This is a genomic window from Mesorhizobium sp. NZP2077, from assembly GCF_013170805.1.
Taxonomy (GTDB): domain Bacteria; phylum Pseudomonadota; class Alphaproteobacteria; order Rhizobiales; family Rhizobiaceae; genus Mesorhizobium.
In genome coordinates, this window is record NZ_CP051293.1 from 1 (window position 1) to 25,447 (window position 25,447).

Annotated in this window: 24 protein-coding genes; 11 read left to right on the forward strand and 13 right to left on the reverse strand. The window is 63.0% G+C overall.

Going from position 1 to position 25,447, the window contains the following annotated elements; genetic code table 11:
• From dnaA to HGP13_RS00025, 5 genes are all read left to right on the forward strand, one after another.
• Nucleotides 1–1,545: a chromosomal replication initiator protein DnaA gene (gene dnaA / locus HGP13_RS00005; RefSeq protein WP_172219779.1), complete on the forward strand. Its 1,545-nt coding sequence runs from the start codon at nt 1–3 to the stop codon at nt 1,543–1,545.
• A 305-nt stretch (nt 1,546–1,850) separates the two neighbouring features.
• Complete coding sequence (gene dnaN, locus HGP13_RS00010; RefSeq protein ID WP_172219783.1) at nt 1,851–2,969, forward strand: DNA polymerase III subunit beta; 1,119 nt, start codon at nt 1,851–1,853, stop codon at nt 2,967–2,969.
• A gap of 75 nt (nt 2,970–3,044) precedes the next feature.
• Nucleotides 3,045–4,184: a DNA replication/repair protein RecF gene (gene recF / locus HGP13_RS00015; RefSeq protein ID WP_172219785.1), complete on the forward strand. Its 1,140-nt coding sequence runs from the start codon at nt 3,045–3,047 to the stop codon at nt 4,182–4,184.
• A 31-nt stretch (nt 4,185–4,215) separates the two neighbouring features.
• A complete protein-coding gene (locus HGP13_RS00020; protein ID WP_172219787.1) occupies nt 4,216–4,968 on the forward strand; it encodes a molybdopterin-synthase adenylyltransferase MoeB in 753 nt (250 codons plus the stop codon).
• Between the two features lie 14 nt (nt 4,969–4,982).
• A complete protein-coding gene (locus HGP13_RS00025; protein WP_172219790.1) occupies nt 4,983–5,459 on the forward strand; it encodes a GNAT family N-acetyltransferase in 477 nt (158 codons plus the stop codon).
• A gap of 27 nt (nt 5,460–5,486) precedes the next feature.
• On the opposite strand, the gene HGP13_RS00030 is transcribed toward HGP13_RS00025, so the two are convergent.
• A complete protein-coding gene (locus tag HGP13_RS00030) occupies nt 5,487–6,488 on the reverse strand; it encodes a D-glycerate dehydrogenase (protein WP_140706222.1) in 1,002 nt (333 codons plus the stop codon).
• Nucleotides 6,489–6,636: 148 nt separating this feature from the next.
• On the opposite strand from HGP13_RS00030, the gene HGP13_RS00035 reads away from it, so the two are divergent.
• Nucleotides 6,637–7,194 (forward strand): SH3 domain-containing protein, encoded by a 558-nt coding sequence (locus HGP13_RS00035; RefSeq protein ID WP_172219791.1) that lies wholly within the window; start codon nt 6,637–6,639, stop codon nt 7,192–7,194.
• Here the strand turns inward: HGP13_RS00035 and HGP13_RS00040 are convergent.
• Both HGP13_RS00040 and irrA read right to left on the reverse strand, forming a co-directional pair.
• Nucleotides 7,184–7,564: a DUF4260 domain-containing protein gene (locus HGP13_RS00040; protein WP_172219793.1), complete on the reverse strand. Its 381-nt coding sequence runs from the start codon at nt 7,562–7,564 to the stop codon at nt 7,184–7,186. The two genes, HGP13_RS00035 and HGP13_RS00040, sit on opposite strands and share 11 nt — an antisense overlap.
• A 10-nt stretch (nt 7,565–7,574) precedes the next feature.
• Nucleotides 7,575–8,024 (reverse strand): iron response transcriptional regulator IrrA, encoded by a 450-nt coding sequence (irrA, locus tag HGP13_RS00045; protein WP_172219796.1) that lies wholly within the window; start codon nt 8,022–8,024, stop codon nt 7,575–7,577.
• 242 nt (nt 8,025–8,266) lie between these two features.
• Between irrA and fabA the strand changes: the two genes are divergently transcribed.
• The 4 genes from fabA (at nt 8,267) to HGP13_RS00065 (ending at nt 12,597) form a co-directional block, all read left to right on the forward strand.
• Entirely contained in the window at nt 8,267–8,782 is a 516-nt protein-coding gene (fabA, locus tag HGP13_RS00050; protein WP_172219799.1) for a 3-hydroxyacyl-[acyl-carrier-protein] dehydratase FabA, read from the forward strand.
• A gap of 49 nt (nt 8,783–8,831) precedes the next feature.
• The gene (gene fabB / locus HGP13_RS00055; protein WP_172219802.1) at nt 8,832–10,052 is read left to right on the forward strand and encodes a beta-ketoacyl-ACP synthase I; all 1,221 of its coding nucleotides are present in this window, start codon (nt 8,832–8,834) and stop codon (nt 10,050–10,052) included.
• A gap of 32 nt (nt 10,053–10,084) precedes the next feature.
• Nucleotides 10,085–10,888: an enoyl-ACP reductase FabI gene (gene fabI, locus HGP13_RS00060; RefSeq protein WP_172219805.1), complete on the forward strand. Its 804-nt coding sequence runs from the start codon at nt 10,085–10,087 to the stop codon at nt 10,886–10,888.
• Between the two features lie 164 nt (nt 10,889–11,052).
• Nucleotides 11,053–12,597 (forward strand): bifunctional diguanylate cyclase/phosphodiesterase, encoded by a 1,545-nt coding sequence (locus tag HGP13_RS00065; RefSeq protein WP_172219808.1) that lies wholly within the window; start codon nt 11,053–11,055, stop codon nt 12,595–12,597.
• 17 nt (nt 12,598–12,614) lie between these two features.
• Here the strand turns inward: HGP13_RS00065 and HGP13_RS00070 are convergent, their stop codons facing one another.
• From HGP13_RS00070 to rimP, 10 genes are all read right to left on the reverse strand, one after another.
• Nucleotides 12,615–13,625 carry a class I SAM-dependent methyltransferase gene (locus HGP13_RS00070; RefSeq protein ID WP_172219811.1) on the reverse strand — a complete coding sequence of 337 codons (1,011 nt, stop codon included), beginning with the start codon at nt 13,623–13,625 and terminating at the stop codon, nt 12,615–12,617.
• A 69-nt stretch (nt 13,626–13,694) separates the two neighbouring features.
• Nucleotides 13,695–15,842, reverse strand: coding sequence for a polyribonucleotide nucleotidyltransferase (gene pnp, locus HGP13_RS00075; protein WP_172219814.1), 2,148 nt, complete (start codon nt 15,840–15,842; stop codon nt 13,695–13,697).
• Nucleotides 15,843–16,250: 408 nt separating this feature from the next.
• Entirely contained in the window at nt 16,251–16,625 is a 375-nt protein-coding gene (gene rpsO, locus HGP13_RS00080; RefSeq protein WP_272481095.1) for a 30S ribosomal protein S15, read from the reverse strand.
• Between the two features lie 77 nt (nt 16,626–16,702).
• Complete coding sequence (gene corA, locus HGP13_RS00085) at nt 16,703–17,797, reverse strand: magnesium/cobalt transporter CorA (RefSeq protein ID WP_172219817.1); 1,095 nt, start codon at nt 17,795–17,797, stop codon at nt 16,703–16,705.
• Nucleotides 17,798–17,841: 44 nt separating this feature from the next.
• The gene (truB, locus tag HGP13_RS00090) at nt 17,842–18,819 is read right to left on the reverse strand and encodes a tRNA pseudouridine(55) synthase TruB (RefSeq protein WP_172219820.1); all 978 of its coding nucleotides are present in this window, start codon (nt 18,817–18,819) and stop codon (nt 17,842–17,844) included.
• Nucleotides 18,819–19,256 carry a 30S ribosome-binding factor RbfA gene (rbfA, locus tag HGP13_RS00095; RefSeq protein WP_172219823.1) on the reverse strand — a complete coding sequence of 146 codons (438 nt, stop codon included), beginning with the start codon at nt 19,254–19,256 and terminating at the stop codon, nt 18,819–18,821. Before rbfA ends, truB begins: the two co-directional genes overlap by 1 nt.
• Nucleotides 19,257–19,429: 173 nt before the next feature.
• A complete protein-coding gene (infB, locus tag HGP13_RS00100) occupies nt 19,430–22,009 on the reverse strand; it encodes a translation initiation factor IF-2 (protein ID WP_172219826.1) in 2,580 nt (859 codons plus the stop codon).
• The gene (locus HGP13_RS00105; protein ID WP_027043540.1) at nt 22,006–22,656 is read right to left on the reverse strand and encodes an RNA-binding protein; all 651 of its coding nucleotides are present in this window, start codon (nt 22,654–22,656) and stop codon (nt 22,006–22,008) included. The genes infB and HGP13_RS00105 overlap by 4 nt, the downstream gene beginning before the upstream one ends.
• 38 nt (nt 22,657–22,694) lie before the next feature.
• On the reverse strand, nt 22,695–24,290 hold the full coding sequence (nusA, locus tag HGP13_RS00110) for a transcription termination factor NusA (RefSeq protein ID WP_172219829.1): 1,596 nt from the start codon (nt 24,288–24,290) through the stop codon (nt 22,695–22,697).
• Nucleotides 24,291–24,339: 49 nt separating this feature from the next.
• Entirely contained in the window at nt 24,340–24,987 is a 648-nt protein-coding gene (gene rimP, locus HGP13_RS00115) for a ribosome maturation factor RimP (RefSeq protein WP_172219832.1), read from the reverse strand.
• A 290-nt stretch (nt 24,988–25,277) separates the two neighbouring features.
• Between rimP and HGP13_RS00120 the strand changes: the two genes are divergently transcribed.
• Nucleotides 25,278–25,442: a hypothetical protein gene (locus HGP13_RS00120; protein WP_172219835.1), complete on the forward strand. Its 165-nt coding sequence runs from the start codon at nt 25,278–25,280 to the stop codon at nt 25,440–25,442.
• Nucleotides 25,443–25,447 lie beyond the last annotated feature (5 nt).

Consider the following 25,447-nt stretch of genomic DNA (forward strand, 5'->3'; position numbering starts at 1 on the left):
ATGCAGAGCGGCATCGAAAGGGAGCTTACGGGCGACCTCCCATTTCCTGGAACTTTGATCGGAGCAAACGAGATGGCGGTCTCCAGCGACGCGGAACAGAAGTTCGACCGGGTCAAGACGCAGTTGAAGGCGCGTCTGGGGGCTGAAGTCTATTCGAGCTGGTTCGGCCGCATGAAGGTCGCGGAGGCGTCCAGGGGCATTGTCCGCATCTCGGTGCCCACCGCGTTCCTGCGCTCGTGGATCAACGGCCACTATCTCGACCTCATCTCCGAACTGTGGAAGCAGGAGGATGCCGATCTCCTCAAGATCGAGATCGTGGTGCGCACGGCCACCCGCCAGGGGCGCAGCCATGCCGAACCGGAGCTGGCGCCGGCACGCAAGATGACACGACAGACGCAGACGGCGCTGGCCGCCGGTACTGTGAGCCCCGGCAGGGTGGAACGGCCTCCCGTGCCGCGCCCAGGTGCTGCGGTCGAGACCGAGTTCCGCCACAACGTGCTGGGATCCCCGCTTGATCCCCGCTACACGTTCGGCTCCTTCATCGAAGGCCCGTCGAACCGGGTGGCCTTCGCCGCCGCAAAGGCCGTGGCGGAATCGCAGTCGAGCGCCGTGCGTTTCAACCCGCTTTTCCTGCACGCGACCGTCGGGCTCGGCAAGACCCACCTGCTGCAGGCCATTGCGGCGGAATCGCTGAAGCAGAACCCCAAATCCCGCGTCGTCTATCTCACCGCGGAATATTTCATGTGGCGCTTCGCCACCGCGATCCGCGACAACAACGCGCTGACGCTCAAGGAGCAGTTGCGCGACATCGACCTCTTGATCATCGACGACATGCAGTTCCTGCAGGGCAAGTCGATCCAGCACGAATTCTGCCATTTGATCAACATGCTGCTCGACAGCGCCAAGCAGGTCGTCGTCGCCGCCGATCGGCCGCCGTCCGAGCTGGAATCGCTCGAGCCGCGTGTCCGCTCGCGCCTCAATGGCGGCGTCGCGCTCGAAATGTCGGCGCCCGATTTCGCCATGCGCCTCGGCATGCTCAAACTGCGCCTGGCCACGGCCAGGGTCGACGACGCATCGCTGGATATTTCCGACGAAATCCTCAACCACGTCGCCCGCACCGTGACCGGCAGCGGACGCGAACTTGAGGGCGCGTTCAATCAGCTGCTGTTTCGCCAGTCGTTCGAGCCGCAGATCACCATCGATCGCATCGACGAGATCCTCGGCCACATCTATCGCACCGGCGAGCCGAAGCGGGTCCGCATCGAGGATATACAGCGCATCGTGGCGCGCCACTACAACGTGTCGAAGACCGAATTGCTGTCCAACCGGCGTACCCGCACAATCGTCAAGCCACGGCAGGTAGCGATGTACCTGTCCAAGGTGATGACCCCGCGCTCCCTGCCTGAAATCGGGCGCCGCTTCGGCGGCCGCGATCACACCACGGTGCTGCACGCCGTGCGCAAGATCGAGGACCTTTCCGGCAACGACAACACGCTGGCACAGGAACTCGAGCTGCTGCGACGGCTGATCAACGACCAGGCCTGACCGGTCCGGCACAGGCAAGCCAGAACCACACTGGAATTCAATGGCTTGCCTGCCCGGCCGCGCCCCTGAAATGGGCTCGCGGCATCGGCCGGCGATGATCTGGATTCCTGATTCAGCGCATAGGCTGGCGGTCTTCTCGGCCTTTATCCCCAGAAAGCCCGCGCAGCTGGCTGGAACCGGTGGCGCGGGCTTGCGTTTGCTGGCTTTTTCCTGTCAGTTTACGCAGATTCTGAGCCTGTTCAGACCTTTCGCGGGGCGCCGCCAGCCGGAGACCCGCTCATCCTTTCAAGCGAGCCTGTTTCGTCATGCGTGTTATCCTGGAACGGTCAAATCTCCTGAAGTCGCTCAACCACGTCCACCGTGTGGTCGAACGGCGCAACACGATACCGATCCTGTCCAACGTGCTGCTCAGCGCCGAGGGCGCCAGCCTCGAAATGAAGGCGACCGATCTCGACCTGGAAGTGACGGAAGCGACGCCCGCCAAGGTGGAGCGCGGCGGGGCGACGACGGTTCCCGCGCATCTGCTCTACGATATCGTGCGCAAGCTCGCGGACGGCGCCGAGGTGATGCTGAAGACCGATGAGGACGGCAACGCCATGACGGTGACGTCGGGCCGCTCTAGCTTTCGCCTGCAGTGCCTGCCGCAATCCGATTTCCCCGAGCTTTCTGCCGGATCCTTCTCGCATATCTTCCGGCTCGACTCGGTCGCTCTGAAGGGTCTGATCGAAAAGACGCAGTTCGCCATTTCCACCGAGGAGACGCGCTACTATCTCAACGGCATCTACCTGCACACGCATGAGGTCGGTGGCAAGCTGAAGCTGCGCTCGGTGGCCACCGACGGTCACCGCCTGGCGCGCGCCGAAATCGACGCGCCGGCGGGTTCCGAGGGCATGCCGGGCATCATCATTCCGCGCAAGACGGTGAGCGAGCTGCAGAAGCTGGTCGACGATCCGGATGTTGCCGTGACCACCGAGCTGTCGGACACCAAGATCCGCTTCACCATCGGCAGCGTGGTCCTGACCTCGAAGCTGATCGACGGCACCTTCCCCGATTATCAGCGGGTCATTCCGACCGGCAACGACAAGAAGCTGATCCTCGACCGCCAGAGCTTTGCCGCAGCGGTCGATCGCGTCTCGACCATTTCCTCCGAACGCGGCCGTGCCGTGAAACTTTCGATCAGCGAAGGCCAGGTGACGCTTGCGGTCAACAACCCGGATTCGGGCAGCGCCACCGAGGAACTGGCGGCCGACTATTCTTCCGACCCGATCGAAATCGGCTTCAACGCCAAATATCTGCTCGACGTTGCCGCTCAGCTGACAGGCACGGAAGCCAAATTCATGCTGGCCGATGCCGGTTCGCCGACGCTGATCCACGACATGGCCGACGAGACCGCGCTTTACGTGCTGATGCCGATGCGGGTGTAGCCAGCGCTGCATCATCGATCCGGCTCTGCGGGGACCGGGGTGGAAACAATGGCGACTTCTACAGGCGGATAGCGGTTGCCGGCACAAACCCATATAAGTAAGCTTACACTTACTAATTTCCGCAATTATGCGACGCTGACGATCGATCTCGCACCGGGCGCCGTGGTGTTTTCCGGCGACAATGGTGCCGGCAAGACCAACCTCCTCGAAGCAATTTCCTTTCTGACGCCTGGGCGCGGCCTGCGCCGTGTGCCTTACGCCGATGTCGCACGCGAGGGCGGCGACGGCGGCTTTGCGCTGCACGCCCGGCTCGACGGACCCGACGGCCAGATCGAGATCGGCACGGGCATTTCGATCGGCGAAGGTGAAGGTGGCAGGCGAGTTCGCATCAACGGCGCGACGGCCCGATCGGCCGAAGACATGCTGGAGTGGCTGCGCGTGGTGTGGCTGACGCCGACCATGGATGCGCTGTTCACCGGACCGGCCGCGGATCGCCGGCGCTTTCTCGACCGGCTGGTGCTGGCGATCGACCCTGGCCACGGTCAGCGCGCGCTCGACTACGAAAAAGCGATGCGCGGCCGTAATCGTCTGCTTACCGAAGGTTCGCGGGATATCAGCTGGTTCGAGGCAATCGAGACACAGATGGCCGAAACCGGCGTCGCCATTGCGGCAGCGCGCGCCGAATTGGTGCGCCTGCTCGCCGCCATGATCGACAGGTTGCCCGACACGGGACCGTTCCCGCAGGCCGATATCAGCATTTCCGGCGATCTGGAAACCGAGGTTTCCACCGCGCCTGCGGTCGATGTCGAGGAGCGGTTCCGCCGGGCGCTTGCCGGTGGCCGCGATCGCGATCGGGCCGCGGGACGAACGCTCGAAGGCCCGCACCGTTCCGACCTCCTGGTGAGGCACCGGCCCAAGGCAATGCCGGCCGAACTCTGCTCGACCGGAGAGCAGAAGGCATTGCTGGTCGGCATCGTCCTGTCGCATGCCCGGCTGACCGGTGAGATGTCCGGCATGACGCCGATCTTGCTGCTCGACGAGATCGCCGCCCATCTCGACGGCGGACGACGCGCGGCGCTGTTTTCGATCCTTGAGGAATTGAACTGCCAGGCCTTCATGACGGGAACCGATGCCGCGCTGTTTTCCAGCCTCAAGGGGCGTGCGCAGTTCCTGACCGTCGACCACGGCACGGTTGGGCCAACCGAAGACGCCTGACAAGGTTTTTCAGCCGCTATATGGTCCTGATATGATCACTGCGCTCACCGCTGACGAAATCGAACGCTATGAACGCCACATCGTGCTGCCCGAGGTCGGCGGCGCGGGTCAGCAGAAGCTCAAGCAAGCGCGGGTCCTGGTGATCGGCGCCGGCGGACTGGGCGCGCCGGTGCTCGAATATCTTGCGGCGGCCGGCGTCGGCACGCTTGGCATCGTCGACGACGACACCGTGTCGCTCTCCAATTTGCAACGCCAGGTCATCCACGGCACCGATACGGTCGGCATGCTGAAAACCCTCAGCGCCAAGGCGGCAATCACCCGCATCAATCCCAATACGGCGGTCGAGACGCACGCACTGCGGCTGAGCTCGGACAACGCCTCTGCCCTCGTTGCCCGCTATGATATTGTCGTCGACGGTTCCGACAATTTCGAGACCCGTTATACGGTGGCTGACGCCTGTGCGAACGAGCGCAAACCGCTGGTGCATGCCGCCGTCGGCCGCTTCGACGGCTCGGTGACGGTGCTGAAGCCGTTCGAGAACGGCAAGGATGGCAAGCCGAACCCTGGCTATCGCGATCTCTTTCCCGAAGCCCCACCGCCTGGCCTGGTGCCATCCTGCGCCGAGGCCGGCGTGCTTGGCGCGCTGACCGGCGTCGTCGGCACGCTGCAGGCAATGGAGGCGATCAAGCTGATCACCGGTATCGGCGAGCCGCTGATCGGCCGGCTGCTGCTCTACGATGCGCTCTCCGCGCGCTTCGAAACGATCCGCTACGCCAGGCGCTGATCTTGGAGCGGACCATGCCCTTCTCCATCGACCGCATCCCGGCCGGTTTCGGCCGCTGGGACGAGGTGCTTGCCCTGATCATGAGTGCTTTCGCGTTCATGGACGGTGTCATCGACCCGCCATCCTCTGCCCATCTGCTCACCGTCGATGGACTGCGCGACAAGGCCGGGCGGGAGACGGGGTTCGTCGCCCTCGACGGCGACAGGATCGTCGGCTGCGTCTTTGCTCTTGAAAGGGCTGACGATCTTTATGTCGGCAAGCTCGCCGTCGCCCCAGACCGCCAGGGGCAAGGCATCGGCCGGCGGCTGATGCGGGCGGTCGAAGGCCTCGCGCTCGACCACGGCAAGGCGGCGTTGGAGCTGCAGACGCGCATCGAGCTCACCGCCAATCATGCCGCCTTTGCCCGGCTTGGCTTTCACGAAACCGCGCGGACGGTGCATGAGGGCCACGCCAGGCCGACCTCGATCACCATGCGCAAGGTCATTTCGTAAGCTTTTGCTTACATTTAAGCGAGGTCGTCAGGTTCTGAGCGGCAGCACACGATCCGGGGGACGGTGACCGTCAACGAATGCCCGGATGTTGATAATGACCTTCTCGCCCATGTCGATGCGGCCCTCAAGCGTCGCCGAACCCATATGCGGCAAAAGCACGACCTTGTTCCTGGCGGCGAGCTTGAGCAGCTTGGCATTGAGTGCCGGTTCATGCTCGTAGACATCGAGGCCGGCGCCGGCGATCTTGCCGTCCTGGATCAGCTTGACTAGCGCTTCCTCGTCGATGATGTCGCCACGCGCGGTGTTGACGATATAGGCCGTGGGCTGCAGCAGCGCCAGCCGCCGCGCCGACAAGAGATGGAAGGTCGCAGGCGTCGACGGACAATTGACCGAGATGATGTCCATGCGGGCCAGCATCTGGTCTAGGCTCTCCCAATAGGTCGCCTCCAGCCCGTCCTCGACCGCCGGCAGTACGCGATGGCGGTTGTGGTAGTGGATGGAAAGGCCAAAGGCCTTGGCCCGTCTGGCAACGGCGGTGCCGATGCGGCCCATGCCGACAATGCCCAGCCGCTTGCCCCAGATGCGCCGGCCAAGCATCCAGGTCGGCGACCAGCCGGCCCATTTCTTGTCGCCGGTGAGCACATTGGCGCCTTCCGCCAGCCGGCGCGGCACCGCCAGCATCAGCGCCATGGTCATGTCGGCGGTGTCTTCGGTCAGCACATTGGGCGTGTTGGTGACGGTGATGCCCCTCTTGGCCGCCGCCGCTACGTCGATCTTGTCGACGCCGTTGCCGAAATTGGCAATCAGCTTGAGGTTGTCGCCGGCCTGGGCGATCAGCGCGGCGTCGATCTGGTCGGTCACCGTCGGCACCAGCACGTCGGCTTCCTTGACCGCGGCGACCAGCTCCGGCTGTGTCATCGGCCGATCCTCGACATTCAGCCTGGCGTCGAACAGCTCGCGCATGCGGGTCTCGACTGGGTCGGGCAGCTTTCGCGTGATGACCACGAGAGGCTTCTTTTTGCCTGCCATTGTTTCCCTCGTTGAGACCTCTTTAACCAAGACCGGCGAAACTGAAAGCCGGTCGCGGTAGCCGATTTACCCATGTAACAAGCGGTGCCGCCGAAGACAAAGAAAAAGGGGCGCCGAGGCCGAGAGGCAAGCGCCGAAAGGAACGAAAGTGTCTGGTTTCGCGTCGCTTCGCCTGACCCTCAGCGCAGCATTTCTCGGCGCTCTCCTCTATTCCCCGCTGGCCGCGGCGCAGAGTGCGGCCGCGCCCGCCCAAAGCATCACGCTTGGGCCGAGCGGTCTGCCATTGCCGCGATTCGTCAGCCTGAAATCCGGCCGCGTCAACTCGCGCGTCGGCCCGGGCGCCAATTACTCGGTCGACTGGATGTATATGAAGGCCGGCCTGCCGATGGAAATCATCCAGGAATTCGACACCTGGCGCCGCGTGCGCGATGCCGACGGCTCGGAAGGCTGGATCAACCAGTCGCTGCTGTCGGGACGGCGCACCGCGATCATCGCGCCATGGCAGCGCGGCAAAGGCGCCCAGATCAATATGCTCAGAAGCCCCGACAAGGATGCCAGCGTGGTGGCGATCGTCGAGCCGGGCGTCATGGGCACGATCAAGTCCTGCGACGGCCAGTGGTGCGAAATGACGCTCGACGGCCACACCGGCTGGCTCGCCCAGGCGGCGGTCTGGGGCGCCTATCCCGGCGAGCGGGTCAAGGACTGAGGTGATTGCGCTTGTGCCCGATTCGGCCGAGGTGGGTTTCCTGAAAACCGCTTGACAGCTTCAGGCCGTAGCCCAGCGCACGGTCGATGGCGATGTGGGCGATCCAGATCAGCGCGACGGCGATTGCCACCGCATGGCCGGACAGGTACCCGACGAGCAGCAGCAGCACCGGTGGTATCAGGATGTGCAGGGCATTGTAGGCGATAGCACCGATGCGCGGCCCGCCGAGGTAGCCAAACATCGACAGGTCCGGCGCCAGGATGAGCACCGCGAAGAGCCACCAGGCAACGCCTGACCAAGCGTAGAAGACAACAGCGGCCACCGCCACAGCAGCCCATTCGAGCCTGACTATCAGGTCGAGGGGTTTCATTTCTGGCCGATTATTCTGGTTCCGCCGGTCGTTCCTGGCGCTTCAGCCTCAGCCTCACAACGATGTCGACATTGGCGATTTCCATGCCCTCGGGCGGCTCCGGCAGGTTGGTGACCGTCACCGGGCCATTGGCGATGTCGAAAATCCGGTTTTCACCTTCGATGTAGAAATGGTGGTGGTCGGAGGTGTTGGTATCGAAATAGGTCTTGGCACCCTCGACGGCGAGGATGCGCAGCAGCCCCGCCTGGGTGAACTGGTGGAGCGCGTTGTAGACTGTGGCCAGCGACACCGGCACGCCGGCGGCCAGCGCCTCCTCGTGCAGTTCCTCGGCCGACAAATGGCGGTCGCCTTTGGCAAAAAGCAGGTCGGCAAGCGCGATGCGCTGCCGTGTCGGCCTCAAGCCGGCTCCACGTACCCGCTTGTCCACAGCGACATTTTCCTTCCGGCAGCCCCGGTCCATCTGGTCTTCCAAGCTCACAGTCCCGCTTCAAGACACGCCCAGAATGGCAAAAAAATGAATGTCTGCCGAAACCGGACCCCTGTTGACATATATTCTGTCGTCCGAATGCGATCAATAGCGCGCATTGACCCGGGCAGACTGGCGGGTTAAGCGCAAACGCCGGTTTCCGGCCTGAAACAGATTGTGTTAGGACACCAACAACAAGGGCGCGCTACCGCCCGGACGATATGGGGACGAGATTGATGGCGGGTAAATCCAGCTACGACTACGAAGAATTGCTGGCCTGCGCCAGCGGCGAGCTGTTCGGAGAGGGCAATGCCCAACTGCCCTACCCGCCCATGCTGATGTTCGACCGCATCACCGAGATCAGCGAGACCGGCGGCGCCTTCGACAAGGGGTTCATCCGCGCGGAGTTCGACATCAAGCCGGACCTGTGGTTCTTTGCCTGCCATTTCATCGGCAATCCGATCATGCCAGGATGCCTCGGTCTGGACGCCTTGTGGCAGTTGACCGGCTTCTACCTCGGCTGGCTCGGCGAACCCGGCAAGGGAATGGCGTTGTCGACCGGTGAGGTCAAGTTCAAGGGCATGGTCACACCATCGGTCAAGAAGGTCGAGTATGGCGTGGATTTCAAGCGCGTGATGCGCGGCCGGCTGGTTCTGGGCATCGCCGATGGCTGGATGAAGGCGGATGGCGAGCCCATATATGCGGCGACGGACCTGAAGGTCGGTCTGTCCAAGCAGTCGGCGGTCGCTTGACCGCAGTCCTGGCCGACCCACTGGCCAGCATCCCTGGAAGGAGTTGCGAATGAGACGTGTCGTAGTCACAGGCCTCGGCATCGTGTCGTCGATCGGCAACAATGCCAACGAGGTGCAGACCTCGCTGCATGACGCCAGATCCGGCATCAGCTTTTCCGATTCCTTCGCCGAGCACGGCTTCCGTTGCCAGGTCTGGGGCGCTCCGACGCTCGACCCGTCCGCCATGATCGATCGCCGCGCGATGCGCTTCCTGAGCCGGGGTGCTGCCTGGAACCACGTTGCCATGGATCAGGCGATCGCCGATGCGGGCCTCGGCGAAAGCGACATCACCAATGAGCGCACCGGCATCGTCATGGGCTCGGGTGGCCCTTCCACCCGCACCATCGTCGAGGCGGCCGAAACGACGCTGAAGAACGGCAGCCCCAAGCGTATCGGCCCCTTTGCCGTGCCGAAGGCGATGTCGTCGACCGCGTCGGCAACGTTGGCCACATGGTTCAAGATCCACGGCGTCAACTATTCGATCTCGTCGGCCTGCTCGACCTCGGCGCATTGCATCGGCAACGCCTATGAGCTCATCCAGTGGGGCAAGCAGGATGTCATGTTTGCCGGCGGCCACGAGGATCTCGACTGGACGATGTCGGACCTGTTCGACGCCATGGGCGCCATGTCGTCGAAGTTCAACGACCGGGCTTCCGCCGCATCGCGCGCCTATGACACCAATCGCGACGGCTTCGTCATCGCCGGCGGCGCGGGTGTGCTCATCCTGGAGGAACTTGAACACGCCAAGGCGCGCGGCGCCAAGATCTATGCCGAGATCGTCGGCTACGGCGCAACCTCTGACGGCCACGACATGGTGGCACCTTCCGGCGAAGGCGCGGTCCGCTGCATGCGCCAGGCGCTGGCCACGGTTTCCACGCCGGTCGATTACATCAACACCCACGGCACCTCGACGCCGGTGGGAGACTCCAAGGAAATGGGCGCCATCCGCGAGGTGTTCGGCGAAAAGATGCCGTTCATCACCTCGACCAAATCGCTGACCGGCCATTCGCTGGGCGCGGCCGGCGTGCAGGAATCGATCTATTCCATCCTGATGATGCAAGGCGGCTTCATCGGCGAAAGCGCCCATATCGAGACCCTCGACCCCGAATTCGAGGGCATGCCGATCGTGCGCAAGCGCATCGACAACGCCAAGATCGACACCGTCCTGTCAAATTCCTTCGGTTTCGGTGGCACCAACGCAACGCTCGTTTTCCAGCGCTATTCCGCATAAGGCCTGCGTTTTTTCTAAAAGGATTGCCAGCCATGGACGGACTGATGAAGGGCAAGCGCGGGCTTGTCATGGGTGTCGCCAACGATCATTCGATCGCCTGGGGCATCGCCCAGAAATTGTCCGAACATGGGGCGGAGCTCGCCTTCACCTACCAGGGCGAGGCCTTCGGCCGCCGGGTCAAGCCGCTCGCCGACAAGCTCGGCGCCTCGCTGGTCGTGCCCTGCGATGTCGAGGACAGCGCTTCGGTCGCCGCCACGTTCGAGACGCTGGGCAACGCCTGGGGCGGACTGGACTTCGTCGTCCATGCCATCGGCTTTTCCGACAAGAATGAATTGAAGGGCCTTTACGCCGACACCAGCCGGGAAAATTTCGTCCGCACCATGGTGATCTCCTGCTACTCCTTCACCGAAGTGGCCCGCAATGCCGCCGCCCTGATGACGCAAGGCGGCTCGATGATCACGCTGACCTATGCCGGTTCGGTCCGCGTCATGCCGAACTACAATGTCATGGGCGTCGCCAAGGCCGGCCTCGAGGCCAGCGTGCGCTACCTTGCCAACGACTACGGTCCGCGCGGCATCCGGGTGAACGGCATCTCGGCAGGCCCGGTGCGCACACTGGCCGGCGCCGGCATTTCGGACGCCCGCCACATGTTCTCCTACCAGCAGCGCAACTCGCCGCTGCGCCGTACCGTGACCATCGACGAGGTCGGCGGCTCGGCGCTCTACTTGCTGTCCGACCTCGCCTCCGGCGTCACCGGCGAAATCCACTATGTCGATTCCGGCTATCACATCGTCTCGATGCCGACGCTCGATGAGTTGAAGCAGACGGGTGGTTAACCAGCCCTGAAACGGATCAAGGCGACACGCTTTGGGAAACCGTTTCGGGGAAATGGCCCATTTCCAGTAAAAAAATAATCTTCTCCAGTAAAATTGGATACATTCGCGGAAACTCATTTTAAGAGGATTTCCGCTATAGAGACCGGCAATCTGGGGACCTTTGAATGTCTGCCGTCAGCAACCCGAAGCGAACACCGGTGTTCCGACTGCTCACGATAGCGAGCTCGGGCATTGGCAGTTTCATCCTTGGCATCTGGGGTTTGAAGCTTGGCCTCGGCAGTGGTTTTGCCGGCATATCAGCGGACATGATGGTCGCCATCATGGCTGCGCTTTGCGCGCTGGCGGCGTCGGTGGCGGCAATGTCCTTCTTCGCCGGCGTCGATGAATCGGCGGATTTCGTCTTCAACGAAACCCATTTCGACAAGCTGACCGGGCTGCTGGCGCGTCCGGCGATGGTCGGCAAGATCGCCGAGGCGGCGTGCGCGACGAGCCGAACCGGGGAACCGATGTTCCTGATCGACATCGACATCGACCGTTTCAAGCACATCAACGACGCGATCGGCTACAGCCATGGTGATGAGCTGATCCGCGCCTTCACCAAGCGGCTGCAGGGCTGCGTGCCCGCACGCGCCCTGATAGGGCGCATCGGCGCCGGCGAGTTCGCCGTGCTGCTCCCGGATCATCAGATCCAGGGAACGCTGGAAAGCATGGTCGAAAGGCTCATCGACGAGATGATGGAGCCCTATGAACTCAGCAGCCATCAGCAATCGGTGGGTCTGTCGGTCGGTATCGTGGCCATGCCCAAGGATGGCGTCGATCCAGTCCTTCTCCTGCGCCGCTCCAACCTGGCGCTGCAGAATGCGCGCGCCAGCGGCGTCGGCAACTGGTCGGTGTTCGACAGCGAGATGGGGCGTGTCGCCGATTATCGCCAATGGGTCGAATCCGAACTGCACACCGCTTTCGAACGCGGCGACTTCGACCTGCACTATCAGCCGCAACTCGACCTGCCGACCGGCCGTATCGTCGGCTACGAGGCGCTGATCCGCTGGAACCATCCCGAACGCGGCATGATCCCGCCCATGGAGTTCATCCAGATCGCCGAGGAGACCGGGATGATCAACCCGATCGGCGAATGGGTTCTGCGCAAGGCCTGCAGCGATGCCCGCCATTTGCCGGAAGACTGTTTCGTCGCCGTCAACATCTCGCCGGTTCAGTTCATGACCAAGGATTTCGTCGGCATCGTGCGTGACACAATGCGGGCCACCGGCATCAAGCCGTCGCGGCTGGAGCTGGAAGTCACCGAGACGGCGATGATGCAGGACCGCGACCGCGCGGCCGCTATCCTGAAAGAGCTTGCTGACATGGGCATCTCCGTTGCCGTCGACGATTTCGGCACCGGCTATTCCAATCTGAGCTACCTGATCGATTTCTCGTTCGGCAAGCTGAAGATCGACCGCTCCTTCGTCAGCCGCATCGATACCGATTCCAGCTCCGGCGCCGTCGTGTCGACTATTGTCGGGCTTTCGCGTGCACTCGGCGTCAGCATCATTGCCGAAGGCGTCGAGACCGAGAACCAGGCGACTTTGCTGCGCGCCGCCGGCTGCGAGGTGGTGCAGGGGTACCTGTTCGGCCGTCCGGCGCCGCTCAAGTTCAGCGCTGGCGACGGATATGCCACCGACGAGGTCCGGCGCGTCGCCAATCTGCACTGAGCGCGATACGCATCGTTTCAGCGCCGCGCAGAAAACACCTTGAACATACCGTCGCGGACGAGTTCCGCGTGGCTGGCAAAGGCGGCCGACAGCACGGGCTCGTAGGGAAGCTGGCGGTTGGCGACCATGAACAGCCTGCCACCGGGCTTCAACGCCTTGGCTGCCGCGCGGATCATGCCGGCGCCGATCTCCGGCTCCGCCGCACGGCTGCGGTGGAAGGGCGGGTTCATGGCGATGACGTCGTAGCGGTGCTCGACCGGCTCGGCGAGCAGATCCGTCCAGACGAAGCCTTGCGCCACGGTGTTGGCGAGGTTGCCCTTGGCCGCCTCCAACGCGTCGAAATCCGCCTCGTAGAGATCGAGTCCCGTCATCCCAGGTGAGCGTGCTGCGACCTCGGCCGCCACATAACCCCAGCCGGCGCAGAAATCGGCGATGTTGCCGCGCAGGTCTTTGGGCAGGTTGTCGACCAGCAGTTTCGACCCTGTATCGACGCGATCGAAGGAGAACATGCCGGGTGCGGTGTGGAACCGGCCATCGACCAGTTGCCCGGGATTGGCGGCGCGAAGTGCCGCGGCAGCATGCATGTCCACCGGGCGGCGCAGCCAGAAGGCGATGCCGTGATATTTCGGCATATGACCGTCGAGCGGCACAAGCTCGTCGACGCGCTTGCGCAGACTGGCAATGCCATCGTCCTTGCCGCCGGCAATGACAACCAGCCCGCCTGGCGCCACGCGCTCGAGGGCGTCAGCGATGCGCAGTTCGTTCTGGCCACGATGACGGCCGGCAAACACAAGCGCCATATCAAAGCCGCTGCCTTCCGCTTGCGGGGTGACGGCGGGACCAGATGCCTGCAGCGCGCGAAAGTACGGCCGGAAGCCTTGCACGAGGTGGAGCTCGGCCTCGAAGCCTTCCGGCAGGCGAAAGCCTGGCTCGGCGCCGAGGAAAAGGATGCGCTCGCCCTTTCGCGGCAAGGCAAGAGCCTCGGCCTCGAACGGATGGAAAAGCGTCTTCAGCGCCTCAGCGGACATTCCCTCTACCTTCCAAACGAGAACGGGCGCGACCTAAGCCGCGCCCGCTCCGATTTCCTGTCAGACCGCTCAGGCGGCGTTTTCTTCGCCTTCGGTCTTCTTGTCGCGAGCGAGTTCCTTGCCGGTGGCCTGGTCGACGACCTTCATCGACAGGCGGACCTTGCCGCGCTCGTCGAAGCCCATCAGCTTGACCCAGACCTTGTCGCCTTCCTTGACGACGTCGGAGGTCTTGGCGACCCGGTCGTTGGCGAGCTGCGAGATGTGGACGAGGCCGTCACGCGGACCGAAGAAGTTGACGAAGGCGCCGAAGTCGGCGGTCTTGACGACCGTGCCTTCGTAGATTTCGCCGACTTCCGGCTCGGCAACGATGGTGTGTATCCACTTCTTGGCCGCCTCGATCTCCTTGGCGTTCGACGAAGCGATCTTGACCGTGCCGTCGTCTTCGATGTTGATCTTGGCGCCGGTCTTCTCGACGATCTCGCGGATGACCTTGCCGCCCGAACCGATGACGTCGCGGATCTTGTCGGTCGGGATGTGCATGACCTCGATGCGCGGTGCGAACTCACCGAGTTCGGGGCGGGCGCCGGTCAGGGCATGCGCCATTTCACCGAGGATATGGAGACGACCGTCCTTGGCCTGGCCAAGCGCGATCTTCATGATCTCTTCGGTGATGCCATCGATCTTGATGTCCATCTGCAGCGAGGTGATGCCACCTTCGGTGCCGGCGACCTTGAAGTCCATGTCGCCGAGGTGATCCTCGTCGCCAAGGATGTCGGAGAGCACGGCGAAGCGCTCGCCTTCCTTGATCAGGCCCATGGCGATACCGGCAACGGGCTTCGCCAGCGGCACGCCGGCATCCATCAGCGCCAGCGAGGTGCCGCAGACGGTAGCCATCGACGACGAACCGTTGGACTCGGTGATCTCCGAGACGACCCGCAGCGTGTAGGGGAACTGGTCAGCGCTCGGCAGCATCGGACGGATAGCGCGCCAGGCGAGCTTGCCATGGCCGATTTCGCGGCGGCCCGGCGAACCCATGCGGCCGGTCTCACCGACGGAGTAGGGAGGGAAGTTGTAGTGAAGGAGGAACTTCTCCTTGTACATGCCGGTCAGCGAATCGACATACTGCTCGTCCTCGCCGGTACCGAGTGTGGCAACGACCAGCGCCTGGGTCTCGCCGCGGGTGAACAGCGCCGAACCATGGGTGCGCGGCAGAACGCCGACTTCGGAGACGATCTTGCGAACCGTGCTCAGGTCGCGACCATCGATGCGCGAGCCGGTGTCGAGGATGTTCCAGCGCACGACCTTGGCCTGCAGTTCCTTGAACACGGAGCCAATCTGTTCGGAGGTGTACTTGGCGTCTTCACCTTCGGCCGGAGCAAACGCGGCCTTGACCTTCGCCTTGACAGCGTCGACGGCGGCGTAGCGCTTCTGCTTGTCGACGTTCTTGTAGGCAGCGCTGAGCTCGTCGCCGACGATCTTCAGCATCTCGGCTTCAAGCGCGGAATAGTCCGGCGCGGTGAAGTCGCGCGGCTCCTTGGCGGCAACTTCGGCCAGCTTGATGATGGCGTCGATCACCGGCTGGAAGCCCCTGTGGCCGAACATGACGGCGCCGAGCATCAGCTCTTCGCCAAGTTCCTTGGCTTCGGACTCGACCATCAGCACGGCGTCGGCGGTGCCGGCGACGACGAGGTCGAGCTTGGATTCCTGCATCTCGTCGACATGCGGGTTGAGCACGTATTCGCCATTGATGTAGCCGACGCGTGCGCCGCCGATCGGGCCCATGAAGGGAACGCCCGACAGGGTCAAAGCGGCCGACGTGGCGACGATCGACAGGATGTCAGGATCGTTCTCGAGATCGTGCTGGACGACGGTGACGACGATCTGGGTGTCGTTCTTGTAGCCAGCGGCGAAGAGCGGACGGATCGGGCGGTCGATGAGACGGGAAACCAGCGTTTCCTTTTCGCTCGGACGGCCTTCGCGCTTGAAATAGCCGCCCGGGATCTTGCCGGCGGCATAGGTTTTTTCCTGGTAGTTGACGGTCAGCGGAAAGAAATCGAGGCCGGGCTTGGGCTCCTTCATCGAAACGACGGTGGCCAGAACCTTGGTCTCGCCGTAGGTGGCGAGCACAGCGCCGTCAGCCTGACGCGCGATCTTGCCGGTTTCGAGGATGAGCGGGCGACCGCCCCATTCGATTTCCACTTTGTGCTGATTGAACATATCTTGTCCTTTATATGAGGAAGGACCGCGCCGTTTCAGCGTGCGCGGGTGCCCTTTCCTCTGGCTTCCTTTCTCGGGCAGCCACGGGCAAGACAACGGGAGGCTCGGGTTTCATCGGCACTATGGCCATACGAGCGTCCTGCAATCCTGCCCCATGACCGTCCATGGGTGGCTTAGAGTGGCCCTCTGCACGCTCTAAGCCGGATATGGCCAATCGATCGACTGGCCTGCGCATGACCCCGAAACCCACGGCTTACGGAACGCGTCATGCGCAAATTCACCTGTTGGAGCGTCCGTCCGGCATCCGGAGGGGTGCGCGGCGCTCCAGTCCTGCATTCGAGATCGGATCGGTCCGGGGCTCGAATGCGCGACCGGCGGACTCCCTGTGGGAGCCCGCCGGTCAATTCGTCAACGACGCAGACCGAGCTTCTCGATCAGTGTCTGATAGCGCGCGTCGTCCTTGCGCTTGAGATAATCAAGCAGGCTGCGGCGCTGGGACACGAGAGCGAGCAGACCACGGCGGGAATGGTTATCCTTCTTGTGGTCCTTGAAATGGTCGGTCAGGTTCTTGATGCGCTCGGAAAGGATGGCCACCTGGACTTCCGGAGACCCGGTATCGCCCTTGGCGGTTGCGAATTCACCCATCAATTCCTGTTTGCGCTCGGCAGTAATCGACATCGTGTTTTTCCTTATCTGTTTGAGGAAACGGGTCGCCCTCAGCCGGGATGTCGTCCAGCAGGGGCCGGTGCAAGCAAAGCGTCGTGGCGCTATGCTGCGGCGCATATAGTGCAATTCCCGGCAAAACACCAGCCCAATTCACCAAGCCGGCTTTTCACGCCAAAACGGCAAATTTTCCGCTTTTAAAGCCACTTCTTCCGCTTGAAGAAGACGATCAGCCCGACAGCAACGGCCAGCATGAACAGCAGCGAAGCCGGATAGCCATAATAGGACTTCAGTTCCGGCATATTCCACGGCGAACTCTCGGGGTCGAAATTCATGCCCCATACACCAACCAGGAAGGTGAGCGGCATGAAGATCACCGAGACGATGGTCAGGTAGGAGATGACGTCGTTGGTGCGCGCCTGGCTCAGCGACAGATGCATTTCGATCAGGCCGGTCAGCATGTCGCGCTGGTTCTCGACCAGCTCGATCAGCCGCAGGGCATGGTCGAGCGTGTCGTTGAAGAAGATCTTGGTCTCGGCCTTCACATAGGGCACGTCGTTGCGGATCAGCGTCGCCAGCGCGTCGCGCATTGGCCACAGCACGCCTTTCAGCACATTGGCGTCGCGCCGCAATTCGTGCAGCTGCCGCATTTGATGCTTGTGCGTCGTGTTCAGCATCTGGTCCTCAATGCCGTCGACCATGTCGCTCGCCGTCTCGATTGGCGGAAAATAGCTGTCGACGATGGCGTCGATCAGCGCGTAGGCCAGATAGTCGGCACCGCGCGAACGCAACCGGTTGGGCAGCGAGGCGGCAATGCGCTTGCGCACGGGATCGAAGGGATCGCCTTCGCGCTCCTGGAAGGTGACGACGAAATTCTTGCCGAAGAACACCGCGATCTGCTCATAGCGATGCCCCTTAACGTCGTCGATCATACGCATGACGACGAAGGCATGGTCTTCGAAGAAATCGACTTTCGGCCGCTGGCCGGTGTTGACGACATCTTCCAGCGCCAGCGGGTGCAGGCTGAAGATCCGTCCGATCTCCTCGATCAACTGGATGTTGGCGAGGCCCGTGCAATCCAGCCAGACGACCGGCCAGCTGTCGCAATGGGTGTTGAGGTCATCGATGCTGGCATTGTCGATGGTCTCGAATTTTTCCGGTGAGATCAGCGTCAGCCTGAGCTCGGAGCGGCGCGCCGCAGGATCGGCGATCAGCGTGCCCGGCGAAGCGCCGACCGGCGGCCGCCGCGTTTTCACCGGCGCCCGCTTCTTCACCGCCTCGGCCTTTGCCATGTGTCCCTCGAGCGTAGAGTCGACGTGAAGTTAGCCGAGGGCTGTCACCCGGCAAAGACCCGCTTGGGCTTGAACATGCCTTGTTCGATCGCGCCGATGGCAACCAGCTTGCCGCGTGCCGTCGCGCAGGCTTCTTCCGCCTCGACCGGCGCATCGCGGCCACGAATGATGACCGGATTGCCAAGCCGGATCTTTGTCGCCGCATCATCGCTGATGGCGATCTGCGGCAGGCAGTCGAGAGCCGCTGAGGTATCGACAAGAAGCGCGTCGATCGCGCCGAAGTCTACCGGCACTTCAATTGCATCGGCATCGTCGGCAGACTGAGGCTTGTCCTCACCTTGGGCGCCGAAGCGAGCCGCCTCGAGTTCGGCGATGGTGACGAAATCCTCCGGCGTGAACGGCTCGACCTCGACCCGGCGCAGGTTGGAAATATGGCCGAAGCAGCCGAGGTCGCGGCCCATGTCGCGGGCCAGCGAGCGCACATAGGTGCCCTTGCCGCATTCAACCTCGAAAACGGTGTCGTCGGCGTGATGCTCGATGATGTCCAGACGCCCGATCTCGATCTCGCGCGCGGGAATGTCGACCGTCTCGCCTTCGCGGGCGAGATCATAGGCGCGTTCGCCCGCGATCTTGATGGCCGAGAATTGCGGCGGCGTCTGCATGATGACGCCGGTGTATTTCGCCAGCAGCGCCTTGATCTCGGCTTCCGCCGGACGCAGGTCGGAACTCTTCGTCACCGGCCCTTCAAGATCGTCGGTGGAGCGCTCCTGCCCCCAGGCAACGGTGAAGCGGTAGATCTTGGCGCCGTCCTGCACATAAGGCACGGTCTTGGTGGCTTCGCCGAGCGCGATCGGCAGCATGCCTGACGCCAGCGGATCGAGCGTACCGGCATGGCCGGCCTTTTCCGCCTGGAACAGCCATTTGATCTTGGAGACGGCCTCGGTCGAGCCCATGCCGACCGGCTTGTCCAGCACCACCCAGCCCGAGATCGGCCGGCCCTTTTTCTTGCCTCGACGCCCCATTATTCGTCGTCCTTGATGTCTTTGGCCTTGTCGTCGTTGTTCTGGTCGTCGGGACCCAGATCACGCGCCACCTCGGGCGACTTCAGGAGATCGTTGATCCTGGCGAAATTGTCGAAGGAGGTGTCGAGCTTGAAGCGGAACTCCGGCATGAACTTCATCTGCCGCAGTGCGCCGGAGACACGGCCACGGACGAATTTCGCATGCTTGTTGAGCGCCTCGATTACCGCATCGGCATCCTTGGCACCAAGCGGCGAGACGAAGGCGGTTGCGACCCTGAGGTCGGGCGACATGCGCACTTCAGAGACCGAAACCACGGTATTCTCGATCAGCGGATCGATGATCTCGCCGCGCTGCAAGGTTTCGGAGAGCGCATGGCGCACCTGTTCGGCAACGCGCAGCATACGCTGGGACGGGCTGGATGTGGTTGGACGGGGCATTTTTCTCAATCCTGAAAGCGTGAGGCGCGGGATAGGACCGTGCCGCATGTCTCACATGTCAGCGCACCGGGCCGAAATCGAATTCGGTTTCGAAAAGCACGATGCGCTATTTCACAATAAACTCCAGGCGGCGGTCATTCGACCACCGCCTGGCATGGACAAGTCACGCGAACTCAGAGCGTCCGGGTCACCATCTCGACGCGGAAGCACTCAATGACGTCGCCGACGCGCATGTCCTCGTAGTTCTGGAAGGCCATGCCGCACTCCTGGCCGCCGGGGACTTCCGAAACCTCGTCCTTGAAGCGCTTCAGCGTCTTCAGCGTGCCTTCGTGGATGACGACGTTGTCGCGGATCAGACGCACGCCCGCGCCGCGTTCGACCTTGCCTTCGGTGACACGGCAGCCGGCGATCTTGCCGACCTTGGTGATGTCGAAGATCTCGAGGATCTCGGCATTGCCGATGAAGGTTTCGCGACGCTCCGGCGACAGCAGGCCCGACAGAGCCGCCTTCACATCATCCACGAGGTTGTAGATGATCGAGTAATAGCGGATCTCGATGCCCGCGGCTGCGGCCGCGGCACGTGCCTGCACGTTGGCACGGACGTTGAAGCCGATGATCGCCGCACCCGACGTTTCCGCCAGGGACACATCGCTTTCGGTGATGGCGCCGGCGCCGGCATGGACGATACGTGCACGCACCTCGTCGGTGCCGAGCTTGTCCAACGCAGCGTTGATGGCTTCGATCGAACCCTGCACGTCGCCCTTGATGACCAGCGGGAATTCCTTCAGTCCGCTCGTCTGCAGCTGCGACATCATCTGTTCGAGCGAGCCGCGCTGGCCGGCATGCTTGGCCACCGCCTTCTCGCGTGCCAGACGCTGGCGATATTCGGTGATCTCGCGGGCGCGGGCCTCGTTGTTGACCACGGCAAAGCGGTCACCGGCCTGCGGGGTTCCCTGAAGGCCGAGCACCTCGACCGGCATTGCCGGCGGCGCTTCCTTGATCTGTTCGCCGCGATCGTTGACCAGCGCGCGCACGCGGCCCCATTCGTTGCCGGCAACAAGGATGTCGCCGGGCATCAAGGTGCCGGTCTGCACCAGCACGGTGGCAACGGGGCCACGGCCCTTGTCGAGCTGCGCCTCGATGACGACGCCCTCGGCGGTACGGTCCGGATTGGCCTTCAGGTCGAGGATTTCGGCCTGCAGCAGGATCGCCTCGAGCAGCTTGTCGAGATTGGTGCCCTTGGTCGCCGATACTTCGACGTCCAGCACTTCACCACCCATCGATTCGACGAAAACCTCATGGCGCAGCAGTTCGGAGCGAACTTTCTGCGGATCCGCGTCATGCTTGTCGATCTTGTTGATCGCCACGATGATCGGAACGCCGGCCGCCTTGGCATGGCTGATTGATTCGATCGTCTGCGGCATGACGCTGTCATCGGCCGCCACCACCAGGATGGCGATGTCGGTGGCCTGGGCGCCGCGGGCGCGCATCGCCGTGAAGGCGGCGTGGCCGGGCGTGTCGATGAAGGTGATCTTGTGACCATTCTTCTCGACCTGATAGGCACCGATATGCTGGGTGATGCCGCCGGCTTCACCGGAGACGACGTTGGCATTGCGGATAGCGTCGAGCAGCGAGGTCTTGCCATGGTCAACGTGGCCCATGATGGTCACGACCGGCGGACGCGACACCAGGTCCTCGCTATTGTCGGCGATGTTGAACAGGCCTTCCTCGATGTCGGACTCGGCAACGCGGCGGACCGTATGACCGAATTCGGTGGCGACCAGCTCGGCCGTGTCGGCGTCGATGACGTCGCCCGGCTTCAGGATCTGGCCCTGCTTCATGAAGTACTTCACCAGATCGACCGCACGCTCGGACATGCGCTGGGCCAGTTCCTGGATGGTGATGGTCTCCGGCAGGATCACTTCGCGCATGACTTTCTCGCGCGGCTCATTGTGCATCGCGCGTTTGAATTTTTCCTGGCGACGACGCATCGACGACAGCGAACGGGCCCGCGCATCCTCGTCGGATAGCGCGGAATTCAGCGTCAGCTTGCCACGGCGGCGGTCTTCCTCGCTCTTGGTCGGCTTGGCCGGACGCGCTACTTCGGGCGTGACCAGACGGCGCACTGGCGCACCGGCTACAGCCCGCTTCGGCTTGACCTCTTCCTCGTCATCGGCGGTTGCCAATTCAGCGGCTTGCGGCGCGCGGCGGCGCGCCTCTTCCTCGGCGCGGCGGCGGGATTCGGCCTCGGTCTGCAGCCGTGCCTCTTCCTCCGCCTGGCGGCGCGCGGAGTCCTCGCGTTCGCGCTTGCGGCGCTCTTCGTCATCGGCGCGGCGCTTGGCATCTTCGGCGGCGCGCTGACGGTCTTCGACCTCGCGGACCTTCGAGCCCTCAAGCGCCCTGCGGCGGGCTTCCATCTCGCTGCGCGACAGCTCGTTCAGCACCATACCGCCGCGTTCGACCGGGGCTCGTGGCGGCGGAGGAGGAGGTGGTGGCGCCTTTGGCGCTTCCTGTACGACAGGCGCGGCCACAACCACCGGCTTCGGTGTGAAGACGGGAGCGGCGACCGGCTCCGGCTTGTCGCCGGGCATCGAAAATTTGCGCTTCTTGGTTTCGACGACGACCTGCTTGGTGCGGCCGTGCGAGAAGTTCTGACGCACAGTGCCCTGCTCCATGCCGGGGCGCTTCAGCGTCAAGGTCTTCTTCGGCGTCACACTCAGCGTATTGTCGTCGCCCGATTTCGTATCGCTCATTCCATATCCTCTGCGGGCTCATCTTCGTCAGCAACGGCCGCAAGCATTGCCAGATCGTCCGGGGTACCGCCCCGATATCGGTCGAGCGCAACCATGCGCTTCTGGACCGCCTTACCCGCGTCTCCCGCGAGGACGGCAGCATGTATCACATTTGTGCCCCCCAATGCCAAGCTCAACTCGGCCTCGGAGAAAAGTTTGTAGGCAAGGATGGAAGGGCCGCCGAGATGGACGGTCGCCCGTCGCGCCTGGCTGATCTTGCGCACGCCGTCGTCGGACGCTTCGGTTGCGTGGAGCACGAAAAGCGCCAGCCCGCCGCGCACCGCACTCTCTACCTTGGTAGCACCAAGAGAAATTGCGCCTGCCTTGCGGGCGAGACCAAGCATGCCCAGAGCGGATCTGGAAAGCAGCCCATCGACCATGCCGCCAAGATCCGGCGGCACAACCACCTGTGCCTTGAAGGCGCGGGCAAAGAGGTTCTTGGCCGCCGCCTTGTCAATATGTAGGCGGTCGGCGCTCACCCAGCAACCACGGCCGGGCAGATTTCTCTTGAGATCAGGAACGACGGCCGAATCCGGGCCGACGACGAACCGGATCAATTCATCCGGTTCGGCCTGTTTGCGTGTAACGATGCAGGTGCGATCGTTCATCTCGTCCAGGGGCGGGTTCTGTGCGATGCGGTTTCACCTCACGCACCAACGGCTTCGTCAGCCGACACTTCTTCGGCTGCAAGCTCGTCTTCGGTGATCCAGCCGGCCCTGAGGCGGGCATTGAGAACCATCTGCTCGGCATCGGCGCGCGACACGCCGTGATTGGCGAGCACGCCCGGGAATACCTTGGTCTCGCCGTCCTTGCGTTCCTTCCAGCCGGTCAGGTCGTCGGCGGCATAGCCGGCGAAATCCTCGATGGTCTTCACGCCGTCCTCGCCGAGCGTCACCATCATGGCGGTGGTGATGCCGGGGATCTCGCGCAATTCGTCCGTGACGCCCAGTGCCTTGCGCTTGTCGTCGTGCTCGGCCTCGATCTTCTCCAGATACTCGCGAGCGCGGGTCTGTATTTCCGAAGCGGTGTCTTCGTCGAAGCCGTCGATCGAAGCGATCTCGCCGGAGTCGACATAGGCGACTTCCTCGACGCTGGTGAAGCCTTCGGAGGCCAGCACCTGGCCGACCATCTCGTCGACATCGAGGGCTTCCATGAACAGCGCCGAGCGCTCGACGAATTCCTTCTGGCGGCGTTCGGATTCCTCGGCCTCGGTCAGGATGTCGATGTCCCAGCCGGTGAGCTGCGAGGCGAGACGCACGTTCTGGCCGCGGCGGCCGATGGCCAGCGACAGCTGATCGTCGGGAACCACGACTTCGATGCGCTCGGCGTCCTCGTCGAGCACGACCTTGGCGACTTCCGCCGGCTGCAGCGCATTGACGATGAACGAGGCGGCCGAAGGCGACCACGGAATGATGTCGATCTTCTCGCCCTGCAATTCGCCGACGACGGCCTGGACGCGGCTGCCGCGCATGCCGACGCAGGCGCCAACCGGATCGATCGAACTGTCGCGCGAGATGACGGCGATCTTGGCGCGCGAGCCCGGGTCGCGGGCGACCGACTTGATCTCGATGATGCCGTCATAAATCTCCGGCACTTCCATGGTGAAGAGCTTGGCCATGAACTGCGGATGGGTGCGCGACAGGAAGATCTGCGGGCCGCGCTGCTCGCGGCGCACGTCGTAGACATAGGCGCGGACGCGGTCGCCATATTTGTAGTTCTCACGCGGAATCAGCTCGTCGCGGCGGATGATCGCCTCGCCACGGCCGAGATCGACGATGACGTTGCCATATTCGACGCGCTTGACGGTGCCGTTGACGATTTCGCCGATGCGGTCCTTGTATTCGTCGTACTGGCGGTCACGCTCGGCCTCGCGCACCTTCTGCACGATGACCTGCTTGGCCGACTGGGCGGCGATGCGGCCGAAATCCATCGGCGGCAGCTGTTCGGCGATGAAGTCGCCGAGCTGGGCGTCGGGATTGCGCTCGCGGGCCGAGGAAATGGCGATCTGCGTGGCGTAGTCGTCGACCTTTTCGACCACTTCCATCAGCCGCTGCAGCTTCATCTCGCCGGTGTTCGGGTTGATGTCGGCGCGGATGTTGGTTTCCTGGCCATAACGCGAGCGCGCCGCCTTCTGGATCGCATCGGCCATGGCGGCGATGACGATCGACTTGTCGATCGACTTTTCACGCGCGACCGCGTCGGCAATCTGCAGCAGTTCAAGTCTATTGGCGCTTACAACCATGTTTTTTCTCCCGAGCCTGTTTGCCGGACTTTTACGCCCGGCAGCTCAATCAACTTTCCTGTTCGTGTTCTTCCGTGGCGTCCGCTCCCGTACCCTCGGGCACGTCGTCGTCCGGCTCGCCGCGACGTTTCTTGGCTTCCTTGCGCGCCCTGTTGTCCTTCGACAACGCATCGCGGATGAGGTCGTCGGTCAGGATCAGCCGGGTTTCGGCGATGGCGTCATAGGGGACGCGCACTGTCGGCTCCTCGCCATAGGCCGCCTTGTCGCGCTCGATCAGCACATCGTTCTCACTCGCCTCGGCGATCTTGCCCTTGAAGCGCTTGCGATCAGCGACGACGACCGATGTTTCCATCTTCACCAGATGACCGGTCCAGGTGACGAAATCCGATTTGCGGACCAGCGGCCGGTCGATACCGGGCGAAGAGACCTCGAGATGATAGGCCTTTTCGATCGGATCATCGACGTCGAGCGCCGGCGACACCGCGCGGCTGACCTCTTCGCAATCCTCGACGGTCATGGTGCCGTCCTCACGCTCGGCCATGATCTGCAGCGTCAGCCCGTTCTGGCCGGACAGATGCACGCGCACAAGGCGAAAGCCGATGCCGCGCAGCACCGGTTGGACGATCAACGCAATGCGCGCATCGATGCCGCTTTCGCGGATGATGCGGTCGTCACCTTCGCTTGCCGTTGCAGTCATCAACTACCTGTCGTTCGTTTCGAACCTATCGGCAGGTAATAAAAAAGAGCGGGACCGGGTGGACCCACTCTTCGTCATACCGACCAAGAATTTGAGGCTGATATAAACGAACACGGCCCGTGTTTCAAGCCCGCCGTGGCGGGCCGGCAAAAGCCCTGACAGCATCAGCATTGCTCCAGGCGCATGGCCGCCATGCGGCAATCCCCCTGTGAGAGCCGGCATAGCGCTCTTATTTGTTAGCCACGACACGAATTGAACGGGCACACGGTGGCGTGCGAAAGGACAAGATCATGGGCAACCGCAGACTATTTTCCGCGTTGGGCAATCTCTTCACCACATTCGGTAGCGCGGTCACCGCGCCGCGTGCCATGGAAGCCGGCCGTAAGCCGCGCTCCGACGATTTGCGCACGCTCGGCATGGATCCGGCAATTTTCAACAGAATCGGCCGTTTCTGAAAGTC